The 24,373-nt window shown below is 41.1% G+C and carries 24 protein-coding genes and 1 pseudogene; 21 read left to right on the top strand and 4 right to left on the bottom strand.

The window, feature by feature from the left end:
* Nucleotides 1-1,549: 1,549 nt before the first annotated feature.
* Both AC0YNZ_RS25660 and AC0YNZ_RS25655 read left to right on the top strand, forming a co-directional pair.
* Nucleotides 1,550-3,292 carry an OmpL47-type beta-barrel domain-containing protein gene (locus AC0YNZ_RS25660; protein WP_475829305.1) on the top strand — a complete coding sequence of 581 codons (1,743 nt, stop codon included), beginning with the start codon at nt 1,550-1,552 and terminating at the stop codon, nt 3,290-3,292.
* Nucleotides 3,293-4,115: 823 nt separating this feature from the next.
* Nucleotides 4,116-4,217: a DUF5984 family protein gene (locus AC0YNZ_RS25655; RefSeq protein ID WP_475829304.1), complete on the top strand. Its 102-nt coding sequence runs from the start codon at nt 4,116-4,118 to the stop codon at nt 4,215-4,217.
* 137 nt (nt 4,218-4,354) lie between these two features.
* Here AC0YNZ_RS25655 and AC0YNZ_RS25650 read toward each other — a convergent pair whose 3' ends face one another.
* On the bottom strand, nt 4,355-4,567 hold the full coding sequence (locus AC0YNZ_RS25650; protein ID WP_475829221.1) for a small, acid-soluble spore protein, alpha/beta type: 213 nt from the start codon (nt 4,565-4,567) through the stop codon (nt 4,355-4,357).
* A gap of 63 nt (nt 4,568-4,630) precedes the next feature.
* Between AC0YNZ_RS25650 and AC0YNZ_RS25645 the strand changes: the two are divergent.
* The 9 genes and pseudogenes from AC0YNZ_RS25645 to AC0YNZ_RS25605 all read left to right on the top strand — a co-directional run.
* Nucleotides 4,631-4,777 (top strand): annotated as a pseudogene (locus AC0YNZ_RS25645) (hypothetical protein); the annotation flags it as partial.
* Between the two features lie 2,113 nt (nt 4,778-6,890).
* Entirely contained in the window at nt 6,891-7,286 is a 396-nt protein-coding gene (locus AC0YNZ_RS25640) for a VOC family protein (RefSeq protein ID WP_475829303.1), read from the top strand.
* Between the two features lie 235 nt (nt 7,287-7,521).
* Nucleotides 7,522-7,923, top strand: coding sequence for a hypothetical protein (locus AC0YNZ_RS25635; protein WP_475829302.1), 402 nt, complete (start codon nt 7,522-7,524; stop codon nt 7,921-7,923).
* A 72-nt stretch (nt 7,924-7,995) separates the two neighbouring features.
* Nucleotides 7,996-8,481 (top strand): Imm26 family immunity protein, encoded by a 486-nt coding sequence (locus AC0YNZ_RS25630; RefSeq protein WP_475829301.1) that lies wholly within the window; start codon nt 7,996-7,998, stop codon nt 8,479-8,481.
* Nucleotides 8,482-8,616: 135 nt separating this feature from the next.
* Entirely contained in the window at nt 8,617-8,910 is a 294-nt protein-coding gene (locus AC0YNZ_RS25625) for a hypothetical protein (RefSeq protein ID WP_475829358.1), read from the top strand.
* Complete coding sequence (locus AC0YNZ_RS25620; RefSeq protein WP_475829300.1) at nt 8,882-9,169, top strand: VanZ family protein; 288 nt, start codon at nt 8,882-8,884, stop codon at nt 9,167-9,169. Before AC0YNZ_RS25625 ends, AC0YNZ_RS25620 begins: the two co-directional genes overlap by 29 nt.
* Before the next feature lie 198 nt (nt 9,170-9,367).
* Entirely contained in the window at nt 9,368-10,282 is a 915-nt protein-coding gene (locus AC0YNZ_RS25615) for a tetratricopeptide repeat protein (RefSeq protein WP_475829299.1), read from the top strand.
* Between the two features lie 490 nt (nt 10,283-10,772).
* Nucleotides 10,773-11,246, top strand: a complete 474-nt coding sequence (locus AC0YNZ_RS25610; RefSeq protein ID WP_475829298.1) for a DUF2975 domain-containing protein — start codon at nt 10,773-10,775, stop codon at nt 11,244-11,246.
* The gene (locus AC0YNZ_RS25605; protein WP_113035934.1) at nt 11,243-11,446 is read left to right on the top strand and encodes a helix-turn-helix domain-containing protein; all 204 of its coding nucleotides are present in this window, start codon (nt 11,243-11,245) and stop codon (nt 11,444-11,446) included. The genes AC0YNZ_RS25610 and AC0YNZ_RS25605 overlap by 4 nt, the downstream gene beginning before the upstream one ends.
* Nucleotides 11,447-12,135: 689 nt before the next feature.
* Here AC0YNZ_RS25605 and AC0YNZ_RS25600 read toward each other — a convergent pair.
* Entirely contained in the window at nt 12,136-13,407 is a 1,272-nt protein-coding gene (locus tag AC0YNZ_RS25600) for an IS110 family RNA-guided transposase (RefSeq protein WP_475829297.1), read from the bottom strand.
* A 242-nt stretch (nt 13,408-13,649) separates the two neighbouring features.
* Here AC0YNZ_RS25600 and AC0YNZ_RS25595 point away from each other — a divergent pair, with 242 nt between their 5' ends.
* Nucleotides 13,650-14,948 carry a hypothetical protein gene (locus AC0YNZ_RS25595; RefSeq protein ID WP_475829296.1) on the top strand — a complete coding sequence of 433 codons (1,299 nt, stop codon included), beginning with the start codon at nt 13,650-13,652 and terminating at the stop codon, nt 14,946-14,948.
* Between the two features lie 161 nt (nt 14,949-15,109).
* On the opposite strand, the gene AC0YNZ_RS25590 is transcribed toward AC0YNZ_RS25595, so the two are convergent.
* Complete coding sequence (locus tag AC0YNZ_RS25590) at nt 15,110-16,759, bottom strand: GMC oxidoreductase (RefSeq protein ID WP_475829295.1); 1,650 nt, start codon at nt 16,757-16,759, stop codon at nt 15,110-15,112.
* A 94-nt stretch (nt 16,760-16,853) separates the two neighbouring features.
* On the opposite strand from AC0YNZ_RS25590, the gene AC0YNZ_RS25585 reads away from it, so the two are divergent.
* The 4 genes from AC0YNZ_RS25585 (at nt 16,854) to AC0YNZ_RS25570 (ending at nt 19,392) form a co-directional block, all read left to right on the top strand.
* On the top strand, nt 16,854-17,033 hold the full coding sequence (locus AC0YNZ_RS25585) for a hypothetical protein (protein WP_475829294.1): 180 nt from the start codon (nt 16,854-16,856) through the stop codon (nt 17,031-17,033).
* A gap of 129 nt (nt 17,034-17,162) precedes the next feature.
* Entirely contained in the window at nt 17,163-17,501 is a 339-nt protein-coding gene (locus AC0YNZ_RS25580) for a ribonuclease E inhibitor RraB (RefSeq protein ID WP_475829293.1), read from the top strand.
* 395 nt (nt 17,502-17,896) lie between these two features.
* On the top strand, nt 17,897-18,421 hold the full coding sequence (locus tag AC0YNZ_RS25575; protein WP_475829292.1) for a hypothetical protein: 525 nt from the start codon (nt 17,897-17,899) through the stop codon (nt 18,419-18,421).
* 461 nt (nt 18,422-18,882) lie between these two features.
* Nucleotides 18,883-19,392: an SMI1/KNR4 family protein gene (locus AC0YNZ_RS25570; RefSeq protein ID WP_475829356.1), complete on the top strand. Its 510-nt coding sequence runs from the start codon at nt 18,883-18,885 to the stop codon at nt 19,390-19,392.
* 91 nt (nt 19,393-19,483) lie between these two features.
* On the opposite strand, the gene AC0YNZ_RS25565 is transcribed toward AC0YNZ_RS25570, so the two are convergent.
* A protein-coding gene (locus AC0YNZ_RS25565) for an IS3 family transposase (protein ID WP_475829291.1) occupies nt 19,484-21,042 on the bottom strand; the annotation gives its coding sequence in 2 pieces (ribosomal slippage) (nt 19,484-20,412 and nt 20,412-21,042; 1,560 coding nt in all).
* A gap of 324 nt (nt 21,043-21,366) precedes the next feature.
* Between AC0YNZ_RS25565 and AC0YNZ_RS25560 the strand changes: the two genes are divergently transcribed.
* The 5 genes from AC0YNZ_RS25560 (at nt 21,367) to AC0YNZ_RS25540 (ending at nt 24,146) form a co-directional block, all read left to right on the top strand.
* The gene (locus AC0YNZ_RS25560) at nt 21,367-21,720 is read left to right on the top strand and encodes a hypothetical protein (protein WP_475829290.1); all 354 of its coding nucleotides are present in this window, start codon (nt 21,367-21,369) and stop codon (nt 21,718-21,720) included.
* A gap of 136 nt (nt 21,721-21,856) precedes the next feature.
* Nucleotides 21,857-22,162: a hypothetical protein gene (locus AC0YNZ_RS25555; RefSeq protein ID WP_475829289.1), complete on the top strand. Its 306-nt coding sequence runs from the start codon at nt 21,857-21,859 to the stop codon at nt 22,160-22,162.
* A gap of 98 nt (nt 22,163-22,260) precedes the next feature.
* Nucleotides 22,261-22,563, top strand: a complete 303-nt coding sequence (locus AC0YNZ_RS25550) for a hypothetical protein (protein ID WP_475829288.1) — start codon at nt 22,261-22,263, stop codon at nt 22,561-22,563.
* A 298-nt stretch (nt 22,564-22,861) separates the two neighbouring features.
* The gene (locus tag AC0YNZ_RS25545; protein ID WP_475829287.1) at nt 22,862-23,623 is read left to right on the top strand and encodes a hypothetical protein; all 762 of its coding nucleotides are present in this window, start codon (nt 22,862-22,864) and stop codon (nt 23,621-23,623) included.
* 97 nt (nt 23,624-23,720) lie between these two features.
* Entirely contained in the window at nt 23,721-24,146 is a 426-nt protein-coding gene (locus AC0YNZ_RS25540) for a DUF6843 domain-containing protein (protein ID WP_475829286.1), read from the top strand.
* Nucleotides 24,147-24,373: the final 227 nt, after the last annotated feature.

Genomic DNA, 24,373 nt, shown 5'->3' with positions numbered 1-24,373 from the left:
AGCCCTTGGTTAAGTTACTCTCCAAAAACCATCCCGAACGTTATATCAGCGAAATTCCAAAATTGATGGAGAATGTTTACAAGCTTTACCACTCGTCCTCCGCATCACAAAGCATAAAGGATAAGTCTGGATTTGCTTTATAATACAATTCCAAGAATTCAAGCATGTTGAAATCTGGATGATCAGAGTTCATGGATATTAATTCATAGATGCGATGCTGTTCCTCTAAAGTCAGCTTCATAATTGGAGCATGTTGGGATTCTAATTTTTTCATACCACATAATAGGCTCATTATTGGGCTCCTCTTTAGTTAATTTAAATGCTTTCACTGTTCCACCTTATCCATGCTATTCCTTAATTGGTCAATGAGCTCCTTTCTTTTATGTTCTCGTCAGACCTCTTATCGATATATGGTCCAATATCGGCTTCACCAAATGATTGCTGCAGAGTATCCTTTATATATTCAGTTTTAGCGTTTATAATTCCAATGCTTGATCCTTATAGAGTACAGAATTACTTTGAATTTCGATTAAGTAATTGTCATCTATCTCAAATGAGGACTTCTATTTGGTAAAAAGGAGTCCTCACGCCCTATTTGTATAATCATTAATACTAACGATCACGATCACGATAATGTTAATTGTCATTAACAAAGGTTGCGCTTTTTTGAAGGACTCTTGCTGCTTGTTCACGCACCTTAAAAGCTGTACATACAGCTGTACATATGTACAGCTGTATGTACAGTTTAGTGTTACGCTAACGCGAAAAGCGCTGTTTTTCACAGAAAATAAAGCCTTAAACTGACAAAACGTCATTAAGCTACCATGGAAGAACGCAATTACTTCTATAAACTGTGGTGTCGCGTGAGCGGCATGGATGGACGGGTACGATAGTTTAATCAGATCAGGGAGCAGATTGCCGTAGCAGCTACTCCCTGTTTTGGTGAAATTACGGGTAGAATAATGGAAGTCGTAGCTCCCTTGGTTCATTTCCTAATAAATTTTCTTTTGATTTCCTCGAATCTTTGTCTTACTTTTTTAGATTTTTCTTCAAGCAATAATGAATATCCTGAAGTAGAATCAGTTGGTAGTGCGTTTTCGAGCATGTACAATTTATAACGTCTTCTATTAGGTGGAAAGGTAATAAGTGCTGAATGTTCAGAAATGGGGGTGAGCCCCATTTTTTTCAACGTTGCTTTTGTGAAACATATCTGCAGGGACATTATCAGACGTATACTGTTTCATAAAACCTACCTTTCTTGTACTTATTACACAGATTATTTTATGAAATAGCTGTTGATCTAGCTGAATGATGACGCAAAGGCAGCCGTACGTTCTGATATTTAGGTGGTGGCAGAATAAAAAAATTCGTTTTGATTCTTTTTCTAATTATAACCGTTATTGGGATGCGGGTCGAATATGCAATCAGCATCTGGCGAACTGGAGTCTCAGTTTAAAGACTAACAAAATATAACGAAAAATGGTATTCTTTATTAAGAACTTTTGTGTTCTTAATAAATAATTACTGATGAAAGCGGGGAGGCAACGAAATGAAAGAGACGGCACGATCGAGTAAAAAAGTCTTAGCAATTCTTATGTTTTTTCTGATTTTTAGTGTGACGACAAATGTAGGAGTCACGAGTGCAGAAGATAGCAATGAAGTGATTAGATCCTTACATGGAACAATAACAGATGAGAACGGTAACCCCGTTAATGGCGCATCCATTCAAGTTGGAGCATATACGCCAGGATACGGCTTCCGAATTGTCGCATCTGCTACAACGAACGCTGACGGCGTATACTCCATTCCTAGTTATACACGGATTTTAGGCGATGACGTATCCACGATATTATCTGCGAATGGCTTCATCGTGGTAAACACATTGATGTCTGAAACGTTTGATTATCAGTTCCCAGTGCAAAGAGCAACCGTCACAGGAAAGGTTACCTATGGAGATACGTATGAAACACCTGCAGCTAATTATCCAGTAGCTATAGGTGTGCATTTAGGGGCAGGCGGTCGGATGATTAATGTAGCAGTACCTACATTAACGGATGAAGAAGGTATTTATTCTTTCACCATCATCCCTGGCATTTTTAATTCCGCAATAGGCGAGAATCAGTTTAGAATAATTTTCGACCAAAGTTACGAGAAACATGTTGAACTGCATCTTGGGGATTACAAAAACGTGGAAGCAATCTATGTTCCTAATACTCAAGGTGTTAAATTAAATGGGCGTGTATCAGGTCAAGTAACGGACGAGAATGATTTACCAATTGATAATGTTACAGTTAAACTGGTTGGCTCCAATACGTCATTTTACCTATCTTCAGGCGTTTATTTTAGCGAAGTTATTAAAGGTGGAACTTATACGCTTAGATTCGCTGCTTCAGGATACTATCCACTGGAACAGGCGATTGAAATGAATGGAGGAGACGCCTACTTACCGATTCAGCTTACCAAGAATAATCCACCTGTTGTCACGGCTAGTGCGGACCGAATGCCAGACCATAACGGTTGGTACAATGATGATGTATCGGTTTCCTTTCAAGCTGCCGACGACGATGGCATTTTATCAGTCGATCCTCCAGTGGTTGTTTCTACCGAAGGAATAGATCAAGTCATTAAGGGGAAGGCAACGGATTCCACAGGAGCAACAGGAATTGGCTCGATCAAAATTAACGTAGACAAAACCTCGCCAATTACCAATGCGAATGTATCGGAAAATCCAAATGAAAACGGTTGGTATAACAACGATGCCCTTGTTACGCTGTCGGCAAGCGATAACCTTCCTGGTGTGGTAAATACGGAATACAGTATCGATAATGGAAATACATGGACAGTGTATAACGGAGCGATCACCCTTTCTAAGGAAGGGAAGAATACCCTTCATTATCGAAGCGTAGACAGTGCAGGAAATACGGAACAGCCGAAGTCAATAGTAGTGAATATCGACAAGACACCACCAATTTTAAAGATTACACTTAATAAAAGCGTGCTGTTTCCAGCTAACAATAAGATGGTCAGCATAAAAGTAACAATTGAAACAATCGAATCGCTTTCTGGATTAGACTCCATCGTATTAACATCGATTACAAGCAATGAGAAAGGTTCCGACAAGGATATTAAAAATGCTGCATTTAGCACATACGATACTACCTTTGACCTTCGCGCGGAAAGATCGGGTAAAGGTGATCGTGTGTATACGATAACTTATACCGCAATAGATAAGGCAGGCAATATTGCGATAGGCACTGCAACTGTCACTGTCCCTAAGAAACACAAACATTAAAGCAGCTCACAACAGAACCGACAGTACCATGTAAATAGCCGATAATGCAGCAGGGTAAGGGTCAAAAGCCGCTCTAAATATGGAGACCGCTGCAAAAGTCCATTTTTTTCAGAACACCAAATGAGTTTAAAAAAAACGAGCCTCTAGAATCGCTTCTAAGGCTCGTTTCGCGTTTAGGGAGACATATTTGACCCTCTAAATTCTTTCGTTTTTCCAAAAACACTACTTTTGCAGCGGCCTCAAATATGGGGCGGCTTTTTAAATATCTGTGTTATTAATGGTGCTGCAACCAAGTGTTTGGATCCTTAACTGGTGATAGCCCCATTATTGTTAAGTCTTTTTTCACTGCTGCTACATCTGCTCATTTTTGAATAAAGCTAACGTGCTTTTTCTAAGGAATTATGTGGTAAAATTAGTTGATGAATATCTAATTATAGGGGGTTTTTGATTGAGAGACAATAAACACTTGGTCATTTTACCTCTCTCTTATTTGCCTTACATTATTTCTTTTGGTTACTTTTTCAAGAATATTCGACCTTTTAGCCCTGCTAGGGACACATCCTATGAATATCGTATTGGGTTTTACATTATTTACTTTGATAATTGGCTTATTTGGTATCTCTGGTATCGAAAATTGGAAAGCGATGTTAAGGAGTGCAGTCACAATAGTAATAACACTCGGGCTATCAGGTATTATGTCCTTCGTTTTTTTTTTGGTAAGGCATTAAGCTAACCGGGCAGTTATACGCAATGAGAATTATGCTAATATGGAGATACTGGGAACCGGAATAATAAGGTAAGGAACTCGTTAGGAGATATAATAATGTTAAAATTTGTGCTTAAAAAACCCTCGGATATAGCTCCTTGGGGGAATGAAAATAATCTTATACTACACTGGTTTGGATTAACTGACTCTTATTATTGATTAGACCTTGGAGAAGGAGAGTTATTGCGTTACAGTGTTCAGCGATTTTGATGAACTTGAAATCAATAAAAAGTAAAAGTTAAAATAGCCCTCCTTGTCTCTTTATGAGATTGAGGAGGGCATTTTATAATTTTAATTTAGAATCTTCTTGCTCCAGAGCCAAGGGATTGTTCTGCAATTTGAATTAAAGCTCTTGTGATGTTTCCACCAATAGTACCTGCATCACGAGTAGTCATATTCCCATTGTAACCATCTGCAGACCATTGAATTCCAAACTGTTGTGCTACCTCATATTTCATTTGGTCAAGTGCTGCTTGTGCTTGTGGAACGACTAAACTTTTTCTGCTCATGTATGTTCACTCCTTAACTGGATGTGGAGTTATTTTGTGGATTGTTTTGCTTTTTATACATCAATTTTTGGAAGTAATACATACGTTCATTTGGCATCAACGTCATCCGAGCTCTCCCAAAGAGCCGGTGACGCGAAATCTTATTTAAGCTCCATTGAACGAGGGCTTCAACAAAATCCTTCGATTCAGTTTTTTGAAAAGGTAAGCGCTGGTTTTCAAAGAACAAAAATCACTCGTTATACCGTAGCCGTCGCAGATTTAGGATCGTATCGGTTCTCGTAGATCAAGGTTGCCCGAAAGGACGATAAAAAGTTTTTTAAGCGATTTTCTCATAAAATTTTTTTCACCTTGAACGGAGAGGTTCTATATGATCACATGCGACCAGATGGCTACGGTATGACGAGTGTCTTCTTTAAAAAACGGAATACGATAAGTCTATACACAGGAAGGCCTGCGAAATAAACCTTCCGCTACTTCGATTCGGGCGTGCAAAGGTTTTGCTCCCCTGAAATAGCCAGATTCTTTTAGGAACGATGATGGAACGAAGCGATAGCGAAAGTGGAGTCATGGTTTGGTTCCTCTTCCTTCGCAGAACATAATGGTTTGCGGAGATGGAGTGATAACGAAAGCGGAGAAAGCCATTATGTTTAAGCAATATCCGGGTGATCCTTTGCTTTCTTGTAGGCGCGTAAAGAAACCAAATGGAACCTGGAAGCTCTTTCCGGGGTCACTTGGGATTTAGCGTCGTTTAACTGCGGATTAAAACACCTGTTTGTGTTTACATTTTCCGCCCTGGCGCGCAGCTACTGCCTTCAAACGTATTCACAAAGTGTGTAGCCTGTGGATCCGATATCCGGTCTAAAACTATCTAGATGAAGGCATAAGCTTTTGATCATAGGACGAATTTTTACTTTTATATTTTTTTCGAAAAAAATCAATCAAGTGTGAAACAATTTCGCCTTAAGTTACGTTTTATAAAATGTGTGCAATGGCTAGATGGCAGGTAAACTTTATTTAAAAATTTCGGCTAAGCCTATTCATTTTTATGAGAATAAAACCGATATAATTCATGGACCCAATTTAGCAGGAAAAATAAAGCTTAGGCCAGTGTGTTTATGGTGCCTCTCACACCGCGGAGTAAAAAAGGTTATGAAATGAATCGATGTTCTTCAGGAATTCGTTCATGATTGAAAATAACGCTAGGCTAAGCCTTCATTTTTGTTAATACCCAGAAAAAGAGAACCCCAGCTCGTAAAGCTGGGGCCAAGGTTCCTCTGGTGACTCTCAAACACCGGAGGAGTAACAAAGGTTATGAAATGAACTTGATGTTTCAGCATCTCGTTCACAGTTCATAATATAAAGGATGTCAGCTTATTTGTCATTGATAAGAATCTGGATATAAATACAGGGACCGTCAGCATTATTACTTCTATTCAGTTTATACAGTATATATAAAGATTTGAGAAATAGATTCTAAACGTTTTAATATATTCCTAATCATTATGTAATAAAACCCTCTATACCCAAATATATAATTTTTAAATTAATATTAATGTTAAATTGGCTTTAAAACAGGAAAACTAAAAAATTGAAAATGTGCATAATAAAATAATTAAATGGCTGATTCTTCAATTGTTGTTTATCCGAAGGTGTAGGCCACGTTGATACATTAAAATTTTCTCACCTGCATTACGCTAACGGAGAACGATAGTGCAATGACAACAGGCAGATTTATTGGTGATAATATCCAATTGTGGTAGGGGTATAATGAGTGATTACATGAACAGTGTATAAAAGCTGCCATGGAGTATGGAGTTGCGGCATTCGAAGTAATATCAATTTCAAAAAGGACGAATAAGTTATACGATTTAAAAAGAAAGCTCTTCGTTGTACTAAAAAGACAGCCTGATGGAATTCAGTGATTATATGGAATGCTTAATTATGAGCATCCCTATGTTAAGTATGTTGCAGCTATTTACTTGCTTTCAGTTGATGAACAACTCGGAGAAAACTGTCATGGTATCGAGTGTGAATCGCGGGAAGCATGATAAAGCATCTTACAAGAAACATTCGAAATAATAGTCCCTAAATTAAACAATGACTCGTAAGAACGGACACTTCGCGAATAAAGCGGCCATCTTACGGGTCTGTTTGCGTTTAAGATGATGGATTTTGTGCGAGTTGTCATGAGTAAATAAAGTATTAGACCGTGAAAATAAAGTTGTAGACTGGCATTAGTCGTTAAGCTAACGGGCAGTTTAATGGAATTAAAAAGGAAAAAACAGGTAATGCAGCGAAGTTTATTTTAAAAGGAGTGATTAATATGGAGAGTGGAAAAATTATGGGGATTGCATATAATGTAGTTCCTGTATCGAATGTCAAAAAATCAGGGGAATGGTTTGTAAAACATTTTGGTTTTAATATAAGAAATGATAGAGGTACTGATTTAAGTATATTCAAGGGAAACCGCCCAATACTTGTTTTAATTGAATCCGATAATGACACAAGAGCGGTTTTTGAAGTAAACGGGCGAACTAGATGGGTTATTACTTTCTTTACTGATGACATTGAATCATTACATAAGAGATTATCTTCCGAAGGAGTCACTGTTAGAAATATCAGTGATGAAGGTATCTATGGAAAATTTTTTGTCTTTGTGGACATAGATGGAAACTTATATGATGTATGGGAAAATAGAGATAGTGAGTTAATTTTTTAAAGAGGTTGTATTAAACTATCGGGTACGATAGTCCAATGATGACAGCGGCGAACCAGTCCTTTGAGGGGCTGGTTTTTTCAATACATAAGATAAGTTATGTATTGAAAGTGTCGTTAAGCTAACGGGCAGGTTAATGGGGAAAAGTTCTTTATGAATCTAAGCAGTCTAACTCTGGCATATTAGGGGATATACTCATTAAAGTAAAACGATACTTGCCTACGGAGGTTACTTTAATATGCGGAAAAAATTAGTGGTATATATGTGTGTATTATTAATTTTAATAACCGGTTGTGTTAACACCCATTCAACACAGGTTGAAGTGACATCATTTAATGAAGCAAAAGCGGTGGACATGGTTTTAAAGGATCATCCTGATTTCCCGAAACCGGGAAAAGTCAAAAAAATTAAAACACAAACTGGTGGTCCTTATCCGGGTACAATCGTGAATGGTGAACTTCGCACAATAGTTGAGCAATCATCGGGAAAAGATACGTATATTATCACACTAACAAAAGCATGGAGGGCTTTTGTTAATGACATCGAAGCGAAAAGTGTTTGGAAATATAAAGTAACTCCGGATCGTGTGGAACTCATCTCAAGCGAAGAAAATGATGAATTAATCCATATGATCGGTTGAACTAACGGGCAGGTTAGTACAATAAGGGTCATGATATAATAATGATAAACTCTTGTTTTTGGAGATGAATTTGTGGAAATAAAATATCCGTTTAAACCTACGACTAATAAGTATTTAACTCCTGGTCAGTTCTGGGCAATTCCTCTTCAAAACGAGAAATTTGCTTGTGGTAGAGTTATACAAGTAACTAAATCATACATGGCAAGCCCAACAAAAACATTCCTTGCTGGATTAATGGATTGGGTAGGAGATGCACCTCCAAAGGCTGAAGATATTGCAGAAAAAAAGACCTTAATACAAGGCGTGGCACATGTTAAATCCATCCACGAGACAGGTTTGCAAGAAATGATAATCGGTTATCGTCCATTAGAAATAGACTTCATTGAACCTAATTTCTTTCGCTCTCAAACTGGTTATCAGCCAGAATATTGTAAGTTGATGAAAGGGTTAGTTGAATTAAGACCAATTACTAAAAGTGAATGGGAGTTATATCCTACATTGGGTGCTTGGGGGACAGATTTCATTAGACAATATGCGGAAAATAAGTTATTACGCTAACGGATACGATAGTTGAACACCAAAAGGGCTGCCGCGTGGTAGCCCTTCGTTACGCTAACAGACAGTTATACTTAATGTGATTTGTAGGTGTGGTATAATTTTTACAATAAAATACAAATCGGAACGGAGATAATCATGAGAATTGAGTTTAATGTATTCTTTGTTTTTCTTATCATGGTTTGGTGTATGTACAAGACTGTTCTTTTATGGAATCAGAAAAAAATAGGGAAACAAATTGAATTCTCAAATGAAGTAACAGGTACATTATTCTTCTTATACATATTAGTTTTAATTGATATAACTATTTTTCCAATTGAGATAGGATATACAGGTAAACGATATATAAGCTATAATTTTGTTCCATTTAAAAGTATCTATGGGCTAACATCACTCTTGGTATGTGGTGCCGTTGAGGAATTTGGTAGGTAATATTCTATTATTTGCTCCTTTGGGTTTGTTTGTTCCAATAAAATGGAGGAAAATAAATAAGCTAAGAAAAATGATATTAATAGGCTTTTTTATTTCTCTGTTTATTGAAACTTTACAGCTATCTGCATTACATCGAAGTGCTGATATTGATGATATTATTTTGAATACGATAGGCACGGTAATAGGCTATTTTGCATTTCACTTTGTAAAAAAACTACTGATGAGAAACAAAAGAAATGAAAAAGCTTTGTTAAGCTAACGGGTAACGATAGTTGAAACGCCCCAGGGAGCAATTTGCCGCTGCTCCTTGTTTTATTATGCGATTAGGCAGGATACTTCCAATAAAACACCGAATATTTTTTTCTAAATAGCTTACTAGGTGGAGATAACATTGTTGACATTGTTCGGTTGCTTCTGCTTGAGCAACTAATATCAGAGAACTATTAGGAGGAGCAAGTTGAATACAAATAATAAAGCTATCGAACATCTCGAAAATAATGATTATGACGTTGCCTTGGCATTGTTCAAGCAAGCTGTTACTGAATCCAGAAATATTCAGTCTTTAACAAACCTTGCTTGGATATATAGTCATGAGGAATGCGACCAAGAAACGGCTCTTGTATTAATTCAAGAAGCTGTTGCATTAAATCCTTCTTCTTACTTCCCCTATAACCTTTTAGGTGAAATATACATTCAAATGGAAAAGTGGCAGGACGCCTCTCATGTTTTATCGCAATCCATAGCAATTGAGCCATCCATTGCAGCATTTAATAATTTAGGCATAGCCAAATATCATCTTGGAGAATTGAAAGAAGCTTCAGTTTATTTTCTAAAAAGTGCCGAACCTTCTAATTACTCAATGTACAGTCACATTAAATGTTTGATTGAACTCGGTAAAAAAACAGAAGCAAAATGTAAATTGGATGTTTTTTCGCAAAATGACGATGAATTCGTTGGGGAAGTTCAGGTTGCTGAATTGTATGTTGAATTGCAGTGTTTTAATGAGGCTGTCCATTGGTTCGAAAAAGAGTGGGAATTTTATTACAAGACTCCAGATTGGGTTAGTAGATATATTTACTCACTTAAAAGAACAAATTCTCTGAATCGCGCTTTCGAAATAGTAAACGAATGTATACAAGAGAAAATAAACGATATACATAATGCTCGCGCCGAAGAATGCAATGAAGATTGGACAGTAAGTGATAAAGAGGAGTATATTAAACAATTAGAATCAGATAAATACGAATATGAAAACATAATAAATCAAATTTCTTTAGGTTATGTTCCTCCATTTAAATTCACAACTTCATTGAGTACACGTTGCTATCTGTTTGGATGTAGAAGGCATAACCATCCAGAATACCAATGCTAAACCGAACAGAATTCATAATTTGTTACAAATTAACAGTGCACTTTCAAACATGAATGATCAAGTCGAAAAAGTATTAAAAAGAGACGGTGTGAGAAGAGAACGAGGAAAAAGTATATGAATTACAAATACATTTGATCAACGAAATCGGAGACATTAGACTGACAACGTAGAGTATTCAAGCTTTGGAATTCGGCATGATTCATTACGCTAACGGGTACAATAGCTGAACGAACAAGGAGCAGTTTGCCAGCGGCAGCTGCTCCTTGTTTTATTAAAGTAACGGGCACAGGATAGTTTAATCATTTTCGCGAATAACTTCAATTAGTGGGTTCATAAATATGTCCGTATCTCGGATCAAATTTGAAGGAGGAACAAATAAGCCGTATGGCTTATTCTTTATAAATAACTTGTTGGCTCCAACAAAGGAATCAATACATTTTTATTGTAAAACGATAAATTAAGTGATAAAATCAAAAATGAGGTGAAATAGATGAAAAAAGAGACGCTCTTTTTAAAAGTTGTTCTGGTTGTTATGGCAATTCCTGCATTAGTGATGTGTTTTTATGGACTCCCAGCGATGGCGCATAGTATGATGCCGGATTTCCCGGATATTAAAGTTTATCTTTCCGCTTTGGCTGCGTATGTGGCGTCTATTGCGTATTCATTTACGCTACTTCAGGCATTTAAGCTTCTCAGGTACATCGATATAAATACCGCTTTTTCGCATACCTCTGTTTTAGCGCTTAAGAAAATAAAGCGAGCGGCGGTTGTCGTATCACTCATGTTTGCATGTAATCTCCCGCTTTTCTACTTTGTAGCTGACGGCGCAGACGCACCAGGCGTCATGGTCATCGGGCTATTTATAACCTGTGCGCCAGTCGTAATCGCAGTATTTGCCGCAGTTCTTGAGAAACTGCTCAAAAACGCGATCGAGATCAAAGAAGAACAGGAGTTAACCGTATGATAGTGGTTAACATTGACGTCATGCTTGCAAAGCGGAAAATGAGCGTTACTGAGCTATCGGAGAAAGTCGGCATTACAATGGCGAACCTGTCGATACTTAAAAACGGAAAAGCGAAAGCCATTCGAATCTCAACACTCGAAGCGATCTGCAAAGCACTCGATTGCCAGCCTGGAGATATTCTCGAGTATCGGCAGGATTGAATAAAATAAAAAAACCCGCCGTACGTCGCAGATGTAAGTAATGATGAAGAGTTCGAAAGCTATATCAATCCTAACGACTACATAGCCTTCGCCTTTGAGGCTAACGGCAATATGACACTATACCATAAGAATAACTCATCAATAATAATGCTTGCTCATGACCATTGTTTTGAGCACATTACACCCCTCGATGGTTATCCAGAATATACAATATACAGAATTAATGATTGTCCAAACTTGTTGCTTGGGTTGAAGAAGTTGCTAAGCAAGAACTAAGTAGATTGATAACACAATGAATGATTAAGCTCCCTTGGTACGATATGATTTTCTCACGAATGCTCGCTTATTCGCAGGATTTCGCCCGGTTGGTAAGGGCTGAAAGACAAGAAGGGGAACGCCGTGTTAGACTTCGGCAACATGAAGGCGCACGGGAATAAAGGGGGATTATTGTCTCCCCATATACTTCCATTTACTGCACGCATTCTCCACGCCGCCCTTGGAGGTTTTCACTCCCATGTCTTAACGGGTCAGTGCCCTCTCATTCCTTCGTTACGCTTATCCAAGGGGTGGAGGCCGGTCTTGCTAACGGTACGGGTCGGTGCCCTTTGGTTTAATGAATCCGGTACTCCGTGCTTTCTTTGAAATCCTGCGAATAAGCCAAAACTCGTACAACGAAACGGGTGGTATAGTTAAGCTGCTTGCAAGAGTGGTAACGTTTTATGTGGCATGTAGGCTTTACCGCTGCGCGCTATCCCGACTAGTATTCTAGCCAATTTACCGCATAGTTTCATAATGGATCTCATTTTCTTCATCTTCTTGAATTGCACATTGTATGCATGCATCGCTTGAAACTCCGAATTGTTCATGACCAAACTCATAGTAGCCATGAAGAGGAAGCGGCGAAGGCGTGATCGTCCGCGTTTGCTAATCTTCATTTGCCCTGTCCATTTGCCTGAGCTCGCTTCTGCAAGGTTAAGTCCTGCATGGCGCAGCAAAGCATTTCCGTGAACAAATCCGCTTAAGTCCCCAGCCTCACCAAGAATACCAGCTAGTGAAATGACACTAATTCCCTTAATCGCGAGGATAGATTTTGCAAAGGTAATGCGTTCTAATACGGATGAAATCTCCTTCTCCACAACCTCCAGCTGTCCGCAAGCAAGGTCATACTCGGCGAGCAATTGTTTCAAGTGGAGCTTGTAGTAATGCGAAGCTGACTGAGATCCTACAGAATGGTTGGCCAGCTCGATCAGTGCTTTTGCTTTTCTAGCACCGCTGTGCCGTTTCATAATCGTTTTCCATCCCTGAATTAGGTTCTGGGGCTGCAGCTTACTGAGCTCTGCTGGAGTAGGGAAGAGGCGAAGCGTTGCCAAGGATCCGATACAGGTGATGTCCTTGAATACGTGACGTAGTTCAGGGAAAACAACGTCAACCCATCGGTGGATCTGGTTTTTGGCACTGACAAGCCGTTTGACGACGAAGTCGCGGTTAGAGAGAAGTACACGTAGATCCTCGAAGGCTTCGGGGGTCGTGCGTGTTACCGAGTAGTAGCCGTTCTTGACCATGTCGGCGATAACGAGTGCATCCTTCCTATCACTCTTTGAGGGCGTATTGTCGCGATTCTCTTTGTTCTTTTTCACGAGATGCGGATTCACTAAAACGACTTCAAAATGGCGTTCTGTGAGCCATCGAGATACGTTGAGCCAGTAGTGCCCGGTTGGTTCCATCCCGACGATAGCTGTACTTAAACGATGGGTGGTTTGAATCTTTTGAATCCATAGCAAGAGACTGTGAAACCCCTCCTCATCATTAGAAAAGGATAAGTAGTCTCCGATGATGATGCCACGAAAATTAACAGCGCGGGCAACATGCATCTGCTGGGCAATGTCGATCCCGACAACTAAATGCTGAGCAGTAATTTTTTCAATGAGTTGATTTTGTCTGTCCTGCGATTTAAACTTCATAGTAGAGCGTCCTCCTGGATGATGGAATTTTTAGGGCTATGACCCGTTGCGTACTTCCATCGTACCGAGGCGCTCGTTTTTATGCAAAGCGGAAATTTAACGCTCTACAGGAATGCTAACGGGTAAAGATAGCTCAATAAAGTCGCAGCGGCAGAGCCGGTTAGCACGATCGGCTGTCTTTGTTGAATGGGCAGGATAGTTGAAATAGAAATGGCAACAATGGAAGTGAGGTGAGGTTAAGGATGACTTCAACGAGGTTGATTAGCAAAGATTTGGGGATTGAATTTGCTAGAAAATGGTTTGATATACCGCAGTCGAATAAAATCAAAAAAGCTGTTTATCGCAGAAATCATGACGATACCACGCCTTTTTACACATTAGATTTGCATTGGGGCAAGGGTATAGAGGTTATTTTGGATGCTTTAACTGGTCAGGTTGTAGAGTTTAGGCGCAAGGAACCTATCATTGATACAGTCAGACCATCAGAAATGGATCAGGAGGTATTTGAGCGACTCCATTCAACAGTATTAGACTGGCTTGTTAAGTTGGAACTGCCAATAGATGTTTCGGAACTGCTAATTTTGAAGAAGCTCGTGGAGGGGAACAACGAGCGCTTTGAACTGGAGTATATCCGCCAGAGGGACGGGGTTAAGGTTCGGGCCTATCAGGTGTTATATTTCGCCTTCAATAAAAAGTACGATATCGTTGGTCTCCGCGTACGTTGGGACAAAGTTGAATTTGTGCCCATAGACAAATACTTATCCGTCGATGAAATTAAACAGAAGTTATCACCTGAGCAATTGACGTTGGTGTATTTCCCTTTTCGTAGCAACCCTGTTTACGCTTGTAAAGATGAATGGTTTGACGCAGCAACAGGGGAAAGAACCATGTCAGAAGAGCTAAGTGTGGTTCAGGTTATATATTGGGACCAACAAATAAACATAAAAAAGAAAAAAATAAAAGCACCGAGCAAACCCCTTATCTCCAACAAGCTATTTGACTCTTTGATATTGGATAACGGAATAACGGAAGTAGACTTATCCGATCCGCACCCTTTTAAAGGTGAGAGTACCGAGGAAGAAAAGAAAAGAGCAATTGAGGTCGCTATTACCAGCTTAAAGGAGCAATATCCTGATAAAAGCGGACTTTTTGCATTGGTAAAACGGTCAGATAAACCAATGGTGGAATTAGAGTTCGGTAACATCGTTGTACGTTTTCATCGTGTAATTAACGGCATCCCCTCCCTCGGAAACGTGGTGCAGATTTGGGTTGACCGCAATAAAGAGAAAGTGTTAATGGTGCAAGATCCCCAGGAGATGTGGGATGAAAAGGTCGTTAACGAAATCGATACGAGTCGAGATGTAATATCCGTTGAACCCGCATGGTTGCAATTAAAAGATAAAATTGCCCTTCCACTCGGGTATCGACTTCATCCGTATGACCTGCGTTCCGAATCACCTTTAAAACGTTTAGCGACTTTAGAGTATGAGCTGCAGTGTGATTGGGTATACGATGCCATCACTAAACAGCTGCTCAAGTAATAGCTTTAAGGTGTTATTAAGCTAACAGGTACAAGATCTTAATAAAACAGGCTTAAAGAGGCTGCCGACACGATCGGAATCCTCTTTAAGCTAATTCGAAGAAAAGCAAAATGATCGAACCTGAATGTATAACGCCTGGCTGTCTATCCTTGTGTCGCAACTCACCCCGAGGTCCTAATCAGATGATCCGCTGTCCGAACGGCAAGGGCAACGGTCGTGAGCGTCGGATTATCGGCCCCGATATAAGGCAGGACGCTATTATCGGCCACATACAGGCCGGCAATCCCGTGTACTTGCCCATACGGGTCGGTGACGGAAGAAGAAGGATCGGCCCCCATACGGCAGGTTCCTGAATCATGATGCAGCTCACCGGGTGGCCTAAGGCTGACTGCCTGCCCGTCCTTATGATTTATCAGATGCATTCCGCAGGCGGCGGCAATCCGCTTTGCGCCTTGCTCCATCTGTCGGATGACGACTTGGTCGTCTTCGTGAAACGAAAAATGAACCTTCAATTCAGGCATCCCGTATTCATCCTTTTTGTCCGGCAGCAAGGCAATCCTGTTTTCATAACGAGGTTCCGTCTTTCCGAATAAATGGAGATTGAAGTGCAGTTCATCCCTGAGGGGCTGGACTGCATGATCCGGATGCGAAAAATCTCCAGGACCCGTTAGACGAACTTGGTAAGGTCTGTCATTCGTGGGAGGGATGAAAAGGGCAAGCATCCCCATCCGTTCCGGAAATTCTCGCCGCTTCAATCTCCCTGTAGCCAGCATAAAAGGTTGATTCGAGAGATATCGGCCGAGCGCGAGGTTTTGGATCCCTGAATGAAGCAGCAGGCGAGGCGTCTCAAAGGTGCTCGCGGCTAGCACGACATTTTTCGCTCTCAGAATAAATGGACGCTTATCCGGAGACATCACCTTTACGCCGCGGACTTTCCCGCTGTCGGTCAACACTTGCACGGCACAAGTCCGAGTGGTCAAATCAAACGGACAGGCATGAAGTGCTTTCGCCAGCAAGGAGATTGAACTGAAACATACGTCGGCGCGAATAGCTCCAAGCTCGCTCTGAAAAACCCCGATGGCAAGCGGCAATCTCGCCGCTTCGGGAAACCCGCCTTGATGCAGCCGATCCAGAACTGTATCCTGCAACGTAGCTCCATCCGGATATTGTCTCGTCACCTTCATGATCCGTTCGGCGATCTCGTAATACCTTTCCATCTCTTTCCTCGGAACGGGCCATTCCGGAAGCAGGGATAAATCCATCCGGGAGCCGACTAAATCCCAAAATAGCGTTCTTCCTCCCAAGGCGAAAATTTGTCTGGCTCCAGAGAAATGTGGAGCAGAACCCGATACGGATTTCGAAACGTAATGAAAATAATCCAGCAGCCGTGTATGATGCATCGTTGGTAGATTGTGGACTTGTGTGGGCAGGAGAAGTCCTCCTTTTTCCACGACGGCGATGCGTTTACCCTCGTCACGCCAACGCTCGCATAACCGCCAGACGACAGCCGCTCCCCCGGCTCCGGTGCCGACGATCACGACATCGTATTCGTTCTCCGCCATCTGTTCGAGTGGTGCAATGGGAATCCAATCCGGCACGTATTTTATTTTATTCGAACGCGCAGCAAGGGCTATCGTGTTGTCGTTCCCAGCGGTCTGATGCGGCGAGGACAGCCTCACCTGCGTTCCGCCAATGTTTGTGTCCGGATCGGAAATATGCGGATTCAAGGCAAACAGCGCGGACACATCCACGTTGTGGGTCCGAGTAATCGAGCGGAGGGTATCTCCGATGTCGGCGATGCGGATTCTCAAGGATTCTCACAACCTCACTCCAAATATTGGTACTAATTATATGCGATTCCTTTTCAATTAATTTGATCCAGAAGAACTAACACGTGACAATAAATTGGATCCGGCAGAAAAAGGGGTCTTCATTCCGATTCTTGGTGCGAGAACATTCGAGCAGATTCAGGACAATTTGGCGTCAACCGAATTTGATCTGATCGAAGAGCAGTTGCAGTGCCTCGATGATGTGAGCCGGATCGGCCTTGGGTTTCCACATGATTTTATAGGCTCAGATGTGTGAAAGAACTTATCAGCAGGGATTCTACCTCTCGAATTAACAATCATAGACAATGTTAACGGGCAGTTTTGCTCAATGTGATTTTGATAAAATGAAAAAGTAGTGATTCCATTAATCCTTTAAGGAGAAGTTATGCGTATAGGGATTTTAATTGTATTAATACTGTTGACTGGTTGTTCAGGTAATTACAACAGTATGCAAAAGACGAGTGAGGACAAGGTATCACTCGAACAATATTTTTACTCACAAAGCGAAGAACAGCTCAAAAAGCTACATGAAAAGCTTGCAACAGAAGGTTTTCAAGTTAGGGAGCAGATTTCTTATGAGCATAATGGCAAAACAGAGTGGTCATTTTATTCAACAATAGAAGTAAATAGAAACGAGATATCACAGGAAGATGTGAAAGCTGAAAATCACGCAAAGCAATTTGAAGTTAATTACGACGGCCATGGTTTTTCATTGGAGGATTAATAAGCCTTGTTGAACTAATGGGTACGTTAGTTAAATGAAGGACTCTATACAAACGAAGAAGGAGCTGCTGCGGCAGCTCCTTCTTACATCTTCACAAAATGTAGGTTTTTGTACAGGTGTCTAGCCCATTACTCTCTTTTCAGTGGCTTAAATTTGCGGGGTCCGAATCGCTGTGGCGGTTCGGAAGGCTGCGGATAAGAAATCGATATCCATTAACCAAAGTACCTTCTCGCTCGACTTTACAGTATTATGAAGATAATGCATGGCATTCTTGGACCAGTTCAGCAGATTTTTATGTAACCGATCCATATGCATCAGGATTTACTGGATCGTTCTCAAATTCAGACCACACTGCAGCAAGTTTCTCAGATAACTTTAAATAAGGAGGGTTACATATGAAAAAATCATGGGTGATCACTGCATCAGCTGTAGTCGCTATCGTTGGTGGCATCACACTTTTTAACAATGTATCTAGCGCGGACAAGGAATTAATTACACCGCTACAATCAACAAGTAAGGATATCCCAGCGCCTCCTTCAAAGCCAGCTAATGAAAAAGTGAAGTATCTCAAAAATAGTGACAAACACTTTAAGTCTGCAGATGAATTTTTAGCTGATAAAAAAGATAACATTCATAATAAGAAAGAGGCCCAGAAGGTATTACGGGAAAAAGTATTATATAAAGATATACGTAAAGTCGTACCAGAATCACAAGATGTAATGCATTGGGTCGATCCAGATAGGCAGATATACGTCATTTCGGATAAATTTGACAGTCTAGAAACTTTACAAGGAACATGGACAAACGCCACAATACTCACTTATTATGATGCAGAAACCGGTGATGAGTTAGGTTATAACTTAACAGGCTATCCGCCAAAAAATGCAACAATGCATGGTGGGGAATTAAATAAAGAATAAAAAAAGTGAGCTTCGAAATCCCCTCGAAGCTCACTTTTTTATTCCACTAGAGATCAAGGTGAAGAACATGCATCGCTCCGGCCCCGTCCGGCTTTCTATTTAAGAAGCATCGGTAAACTCCCGGCGGAAGTGCGTACCGCTCGCTCGCGGCTGAGCTCTCCACCGCTGATCGCCCCCCAAATGGCTTCTCTCTGTTCTCAATTTTTCACTTGACCCTTCCCCCTCCCGTTCCCAACGTTGGATTGGTTGGGTTCAGGCTTAAGAGCATAGAAGAAGCGGATGGCAGTACTGGTTATGGGTTGATAAACGAATTGAGAATAAAGTGCCTGCAGATACTTTAATCGAAATAGCCAATTCAATTGTATTAGAAACTAAGTACAAAGAGAAGGTGTTAAAATAAGTTTACTTTCTCGTTCAACTAACGGGTACAATAGTGTAAACCTGGAGAGGAATGAAATTGCCTGAAGAACATAGAGGAATTATTACGACAAATAGCTATCTTACCAAATTGCAGAGTCAGTCCGCCAACTGGTTTGCCGCGCACAGATGAAGGATATAGCCTTCCTCCAGATCTTAAACGTTTTTATGAGCTTTGTGGAGGCGTGATGCTTTTTGAAAACAAAGATTATAATTGCCAAATCGTTCCGCCTAACGAGTTCGCCTTATCCAATCCAGTCATCGTAGGAGAACATGTTGATGGGGACATATCTTCCCATTGGTTTATAGTTGTCCATGACGGAAATGGCGACTACATTTCTATTGATTTACATCAGAAGCGACTAGGGAAGTGTTACGATAGTTTTTGGGATAGACACGGAGTTGTGGGAGAATGTCCCGTAATAGCTAGATCGTTTACTGAGTTACTGAATCAATTGGTTCAAAATAACGGTGAACGATGGTACTGGCTGAAAGAGGATTTTGAATCACTTGGAGATGCTTATGATGATATTGATGATGGATCGTTGCGCTAACGGGTACGTTAGTTCCATATACACCAGAACGAGGCTGCCAGCATAGTGAACTGCACCCCGTCAAGTAGACAGTACAAATAATAAAAATGAGTTAAGCGGCCTTAGCCCTGAATTCTATCGGACTAAGGCCGTTTAATTTCGCCTGTAATCGTTCGTTATTGTAAAAGTGGATGTAGGCCTTAATGTCCCTTTCGAGCTCCTCAAAGGTACGGTAAGTATGCAAATAATACTTCTCGCATTTTAGGGTTCCCCAGAATGATTCCATGGGGCTGTTATCGATACATCTACCCACTCGAGACATGCTCTGCACGATCTTACCTTTCTTCAAGATCTTTTTGAATTTAAATGAAGTATATTGAAAGCCTCGGTCACTATGCAGCATCGGTCTGCTGCCCCGTGCGGCTTTTATCGCCTTTTTGACGGTTTTAAACACGAGGCTGTTGTTGTTGGAGTGCCCGACCACATAGGACACAATGGTATTATCATAGAGGTCTAAAACGGCGCTTAAATATGCCTTTTGACTAGGGCCATATTTGAATTCCGATACATCCGTTACCCATTTCTCGTTCGGCTTTTCCGCAGAGAACTCGCGATTTAACAGGTTCTCAGCCACGTGCTGAGGAGTTGACGGTGCATATTTCTTTCGCTTTCTGCGGCGTATCACAGATTGAATACCTTGCTGCTGCATGAGGCGCTGGATACGTTTGTGGTTAATCTGCTGCTGCTTTTCTCTGCATAAGTGAAGGGTTAATCGACGATACCCATAGATACCGCCTACCTTCTCATAGAGCGAGATCATGGCTTCTGTGAGTGTATGGTTCTCCAGTTCGCGTACACTGGGCTTGCGGTTCAGCCATTTGTAATAGCTTGATCGCGGAATCTCTGCAATTTCACACAGCGCCTTTATGCTGAATTGCCCGTCTTGCACAACTGCTTGGATGGCGAGGTAGATATTTTCCTGACGTACTTGACTTAGCGTCGCCTTCTTTCGAGTTCCTCTAACTTTTTTAAGAACGCATTTTCTGCCCGTAGACGCTCAATTTCAGCCTCCAGCTTCTTCATCGCAAGCTTTTGGCGGTCTGCGTCGGTTAATTCCTCTTCTGCCTTTTTACGTCCTCGGCCATCCTGCAGCGCTTCTTGCCCGCCGTCCTGGTATTTCTTCACCCACTGATACACCTGTTGGTAGGAGACCTGATGCTGCTCCGCTGTCTTCCTGTAATCCTGGTTATGTGTCAGACAATATTGAACAATCTCCAGCCGTTCCTGCCAGGTTGTTGAACGTCTCTTCGTCATAGCCTTTGCTCCCCCTTTATAGGCCTTTAAGCTGCTATGACTATTATACTTCTTCACCCAGTTGGAAAGCTGCGTTCTGCTCGCAATCTTGTATTTATCAATGATCTGGTATTGGGATAATTCCCCCTCAAGATAGTCCAACACCGCCTGATGCTTAAGTTCTGCGGAATAGCTGCGGTTTTCCGTTTGGACCTCTAATCCTTCGAAGCCATAGACTTCAAACCGACGTCGCCATTTAACCAAGGTTGTTTTCGAAATCCCATATTTATACGCAGTGGCCATGATGCCAAGTTCACCACATTCGATCTCTTCAATAATGGCGAGCTTCTCCGTCGCATGATATTTAACTTTAGGCATGAAAATGCTCCCCTCATAGTAACAGGTTTTTATTATTTAACCTGTCTACTATTTGGGGAGCATATCATAGAACGGTAGCCTCGTTGAGCTAACGGGCAGGTTTGCTTAAAAATCCTTACTGGTCACATGGTATTTAGGTTAAATTTGATTGACCGCTATTATTAACAAAGTTATTAGGTGTTGATGGTAGAAATTGTTTGTTTAAATTTTTTTCTTATCTTGGTACGGTTATTCTGTTACTTGTATAATTTGTGCATGGCGAATTATAAAAATAGTGCGGGAATGTCCCGATACAAGTACGGACACATAAGGAAGGAGGCTATCATGAACTGGCCAGAGATAGATGAAATTTATACTGAACCAACACTTCCTATGTCTAAAGGGATTATTATTAACCTCTCAGCGGATGTTGAGGGTGACTTTGATGAATTTGAGTCGTGTCCTCTTGGAATTAAGGCGATTATCATGGGTTGGAGTTATGAAAACCACAAGGAACGTGTCAAGCCCTTTCAATTGCTGGAGTATTCAAGAACGGATAAGTCCTATTTGGCTGTTATAAAAGTACTCAGAAAGTCCAAACACGTTGATGAACTGAAGTTGTTATGTGTAGATATAAACGATGTGTGTGGCCTAGAGGGCATAGTAATTAAAAAGTGGACGGCGAGCTTAAAGGAATAAAGACGCATATACAAAGCATTTGATGGTTATATTAACGCCTCTTTGCGGGAAAGAATCCCTCGGCTTGTTCAACTAACGGGTACAAGAGTTCAATAAACGGAGGTTGATGTAAATAAATAAGAATATCAAAAAGATTATGTCTAAAGAGTACAAAAGGGATTTCCTAGAGCTTAGGATAATTGTTAATGAATTTGACCCGCTTGGTTTAATCCGTATGGGGGCTCCCGATAATGAACATGACAATGTGACACAAAAGCTAATTCGATGTTTGTATGGCCATAATTTAGAGAGTGTGAAAGATCTATTGATTGATTGTTACGAAGAGTACGGTTCCAATGGAAGAGGCATTAAAGAAGAATTTAGGGACAGTTTCGACAGAAAGATTGAAGCTGCATACAAACAAATTGAAGCTTGGTACCTCAATAAAAATCAGACCAGTTGATTTCGGAGAACTAGAGTGCAGGAGTTGTGCGTGAGCAGCTCCTCTTTTTCATTGAAGTAACGGGCAGATTTGTTCAAGACACCTTCAAGGAGGAACCGATGATAATTTACTACTTTCTGTTTGAAGTAATGCCATATGCAGATAATCCTGAACGTAAAGAATTGGCAGGTGCATTTGTTAAATGTTGGGTTAACTCAACTGACATTAATCTTGCTTTGGAAAGTGCAACTTCTTACGTTAATGATCAAGGTTGGGAAATCATAGATGTAAATGAACAGAAAATTGTGAACCGTGAGCTATATGAGGAAGACGATGAACAGGATGAATCTCTCGACTGTTTTGATCAAGCCGTAAATTTAGGTATTTCAGCTATATTTTATACTTGGACTTTTGATGATTGACTCAACTAACGGGAAACGATAGCTTAATAAAGACACTGAGGCAGCCGGCCCGAATGACGAATGAACGGCTGCCTTTTGCACGCTAACGGGCAGGTTACGCTAATGCCACTTAATCAAAACGAAGGAGACAGTATAAAAACGTTTACAAAAAGGACGCTTCTTTTGAAGTGTTCTTTTTTGTGGGAAAGGCCCGCAGTCCTTACAGGCGGCAGGTTCTACAAAACTTAGAACTGCTCAGCAGATGAACTTTCGGTTACACTTGAAGCAAGAAGAATTTGAGGAGGGAGACATCATGGTGATGCCAAGATGGTCTCAGGTTGGCACCTATGCGGCTTCAAAACTAGCGGCTGCAGGGCTTGTATTTTTCGGTTTCCTGGTTATAGTCGGAGGATTTGAACTTTATGAGATGTCGGAGCTAACCCGGCAACTCCCGCTGTGCGTGTATATTTACGGCTATGCCGTTCTGTTTTCTGTCGTGATAGATGCTGTGCTCTACAAGTGCAAGGCCGGCCCCTCCAAAATGGTACTTACCGTCCTGCTTTATATGCTCGGAGGGTATGTCCCTTTTCTGGTCTGGTTTCCTTCGGGCCAATGGAGCTTGAGTCTGTTTGCCGGCGGCTATGGCGTGGCCTGCGCACTGACGTTTCTCGCCGCGACCCATCTGTTTCGTGGGTGGTGGCCCTACAGCGCAGTCGCAGCAATGCTACTGCTTGCCGGGGCAGTCTACGTCACCATGGCCGATTTCACTGTGACTAAGCAGTGGACGGAGACAAGAACTGCCGATGGCTATCGCGCGGAATTTGCTTATTTTAACGGTCAGAAACAGATTCCGGTCGAGCTGGGAATGGGTCAGACGTTGTCATATCACATCGACTGGCAGGTCACCAACGGCGGCTACGGCACATACTTGAAGGCCGAAGGAGGGACGTACACGAACGTTATGCGGGGTGGCGAAGCGTGGATCGCATATCGGGTGAAGGCACCGTCCACTATACGAATCGTCGTCACCGGCGATCGGGCACAGGGAGCGTTAACGATAGAGTGGGAGATAACCGGATGAGAAAGGATGGTTTCAGCTCATGCAAACGAGCTAACTGGGAACGACGGATTGGGCTGGCAAAGTTGCAGCCCTTCGTTCAGCTAACGGGGGGAGTTTAATGAAAAACATTATTGGTTTACCTAAATATGTTTTTGTTTTTGTATCCTTAGTTATCCTATTTATGGGCTTTATCTTTCTAATAGTTACAATAAATAAAAATCCACTTCATATATATTTATTACCCGAAAATTTCATAGGAGAGGTTGAAATTACTTTTGCACAGGCGGATTACCCACCTCTTGAAAAAGAAAAAAATACTTATATCTATAATGTACCTATGTCGGGTAAGTTAAAAACTTCAACTAATCTGAAAGGTGGACCTGTTGAGGTATACTATGTTGACAATCAAGGTCACCGTAAGAAAGTAAGTCATGAGGAATTTCATGGAGTTTCCACTGGTAGCGGTGGCAAAGATAACTTAACAGTTGCACATTTTTATATAGGTACTAAAGACCAATACGATAACTATGTGAAACAGCAATAGTGTGGCTAGGAATAGGAGATGTTCTATGGACTTTTAGCATTATTTCCATTTATTGCAGTAAATGTTGTTAGGACTGACATCATTACGCTAACGGGTACGATAGTGGAATGAAGCAGATTGCAGCGACAGTCTGCTTTTTTCATGAAGTAACGGGAGAGTTAAATAAATGGTAAGGAGTGGAGGTATGATTGACAGGAGGGTATTAAAGATCTATGACCATGAAATTG

The organism is Paenibacillus sp. J2L1-98 (assembly GCF_056269405.1).
The sequence above is the reverse complement of the archived record's forward strand: the minus strand, read 5'-3'. Positions and strand labels throughout refer to the sequence as shown.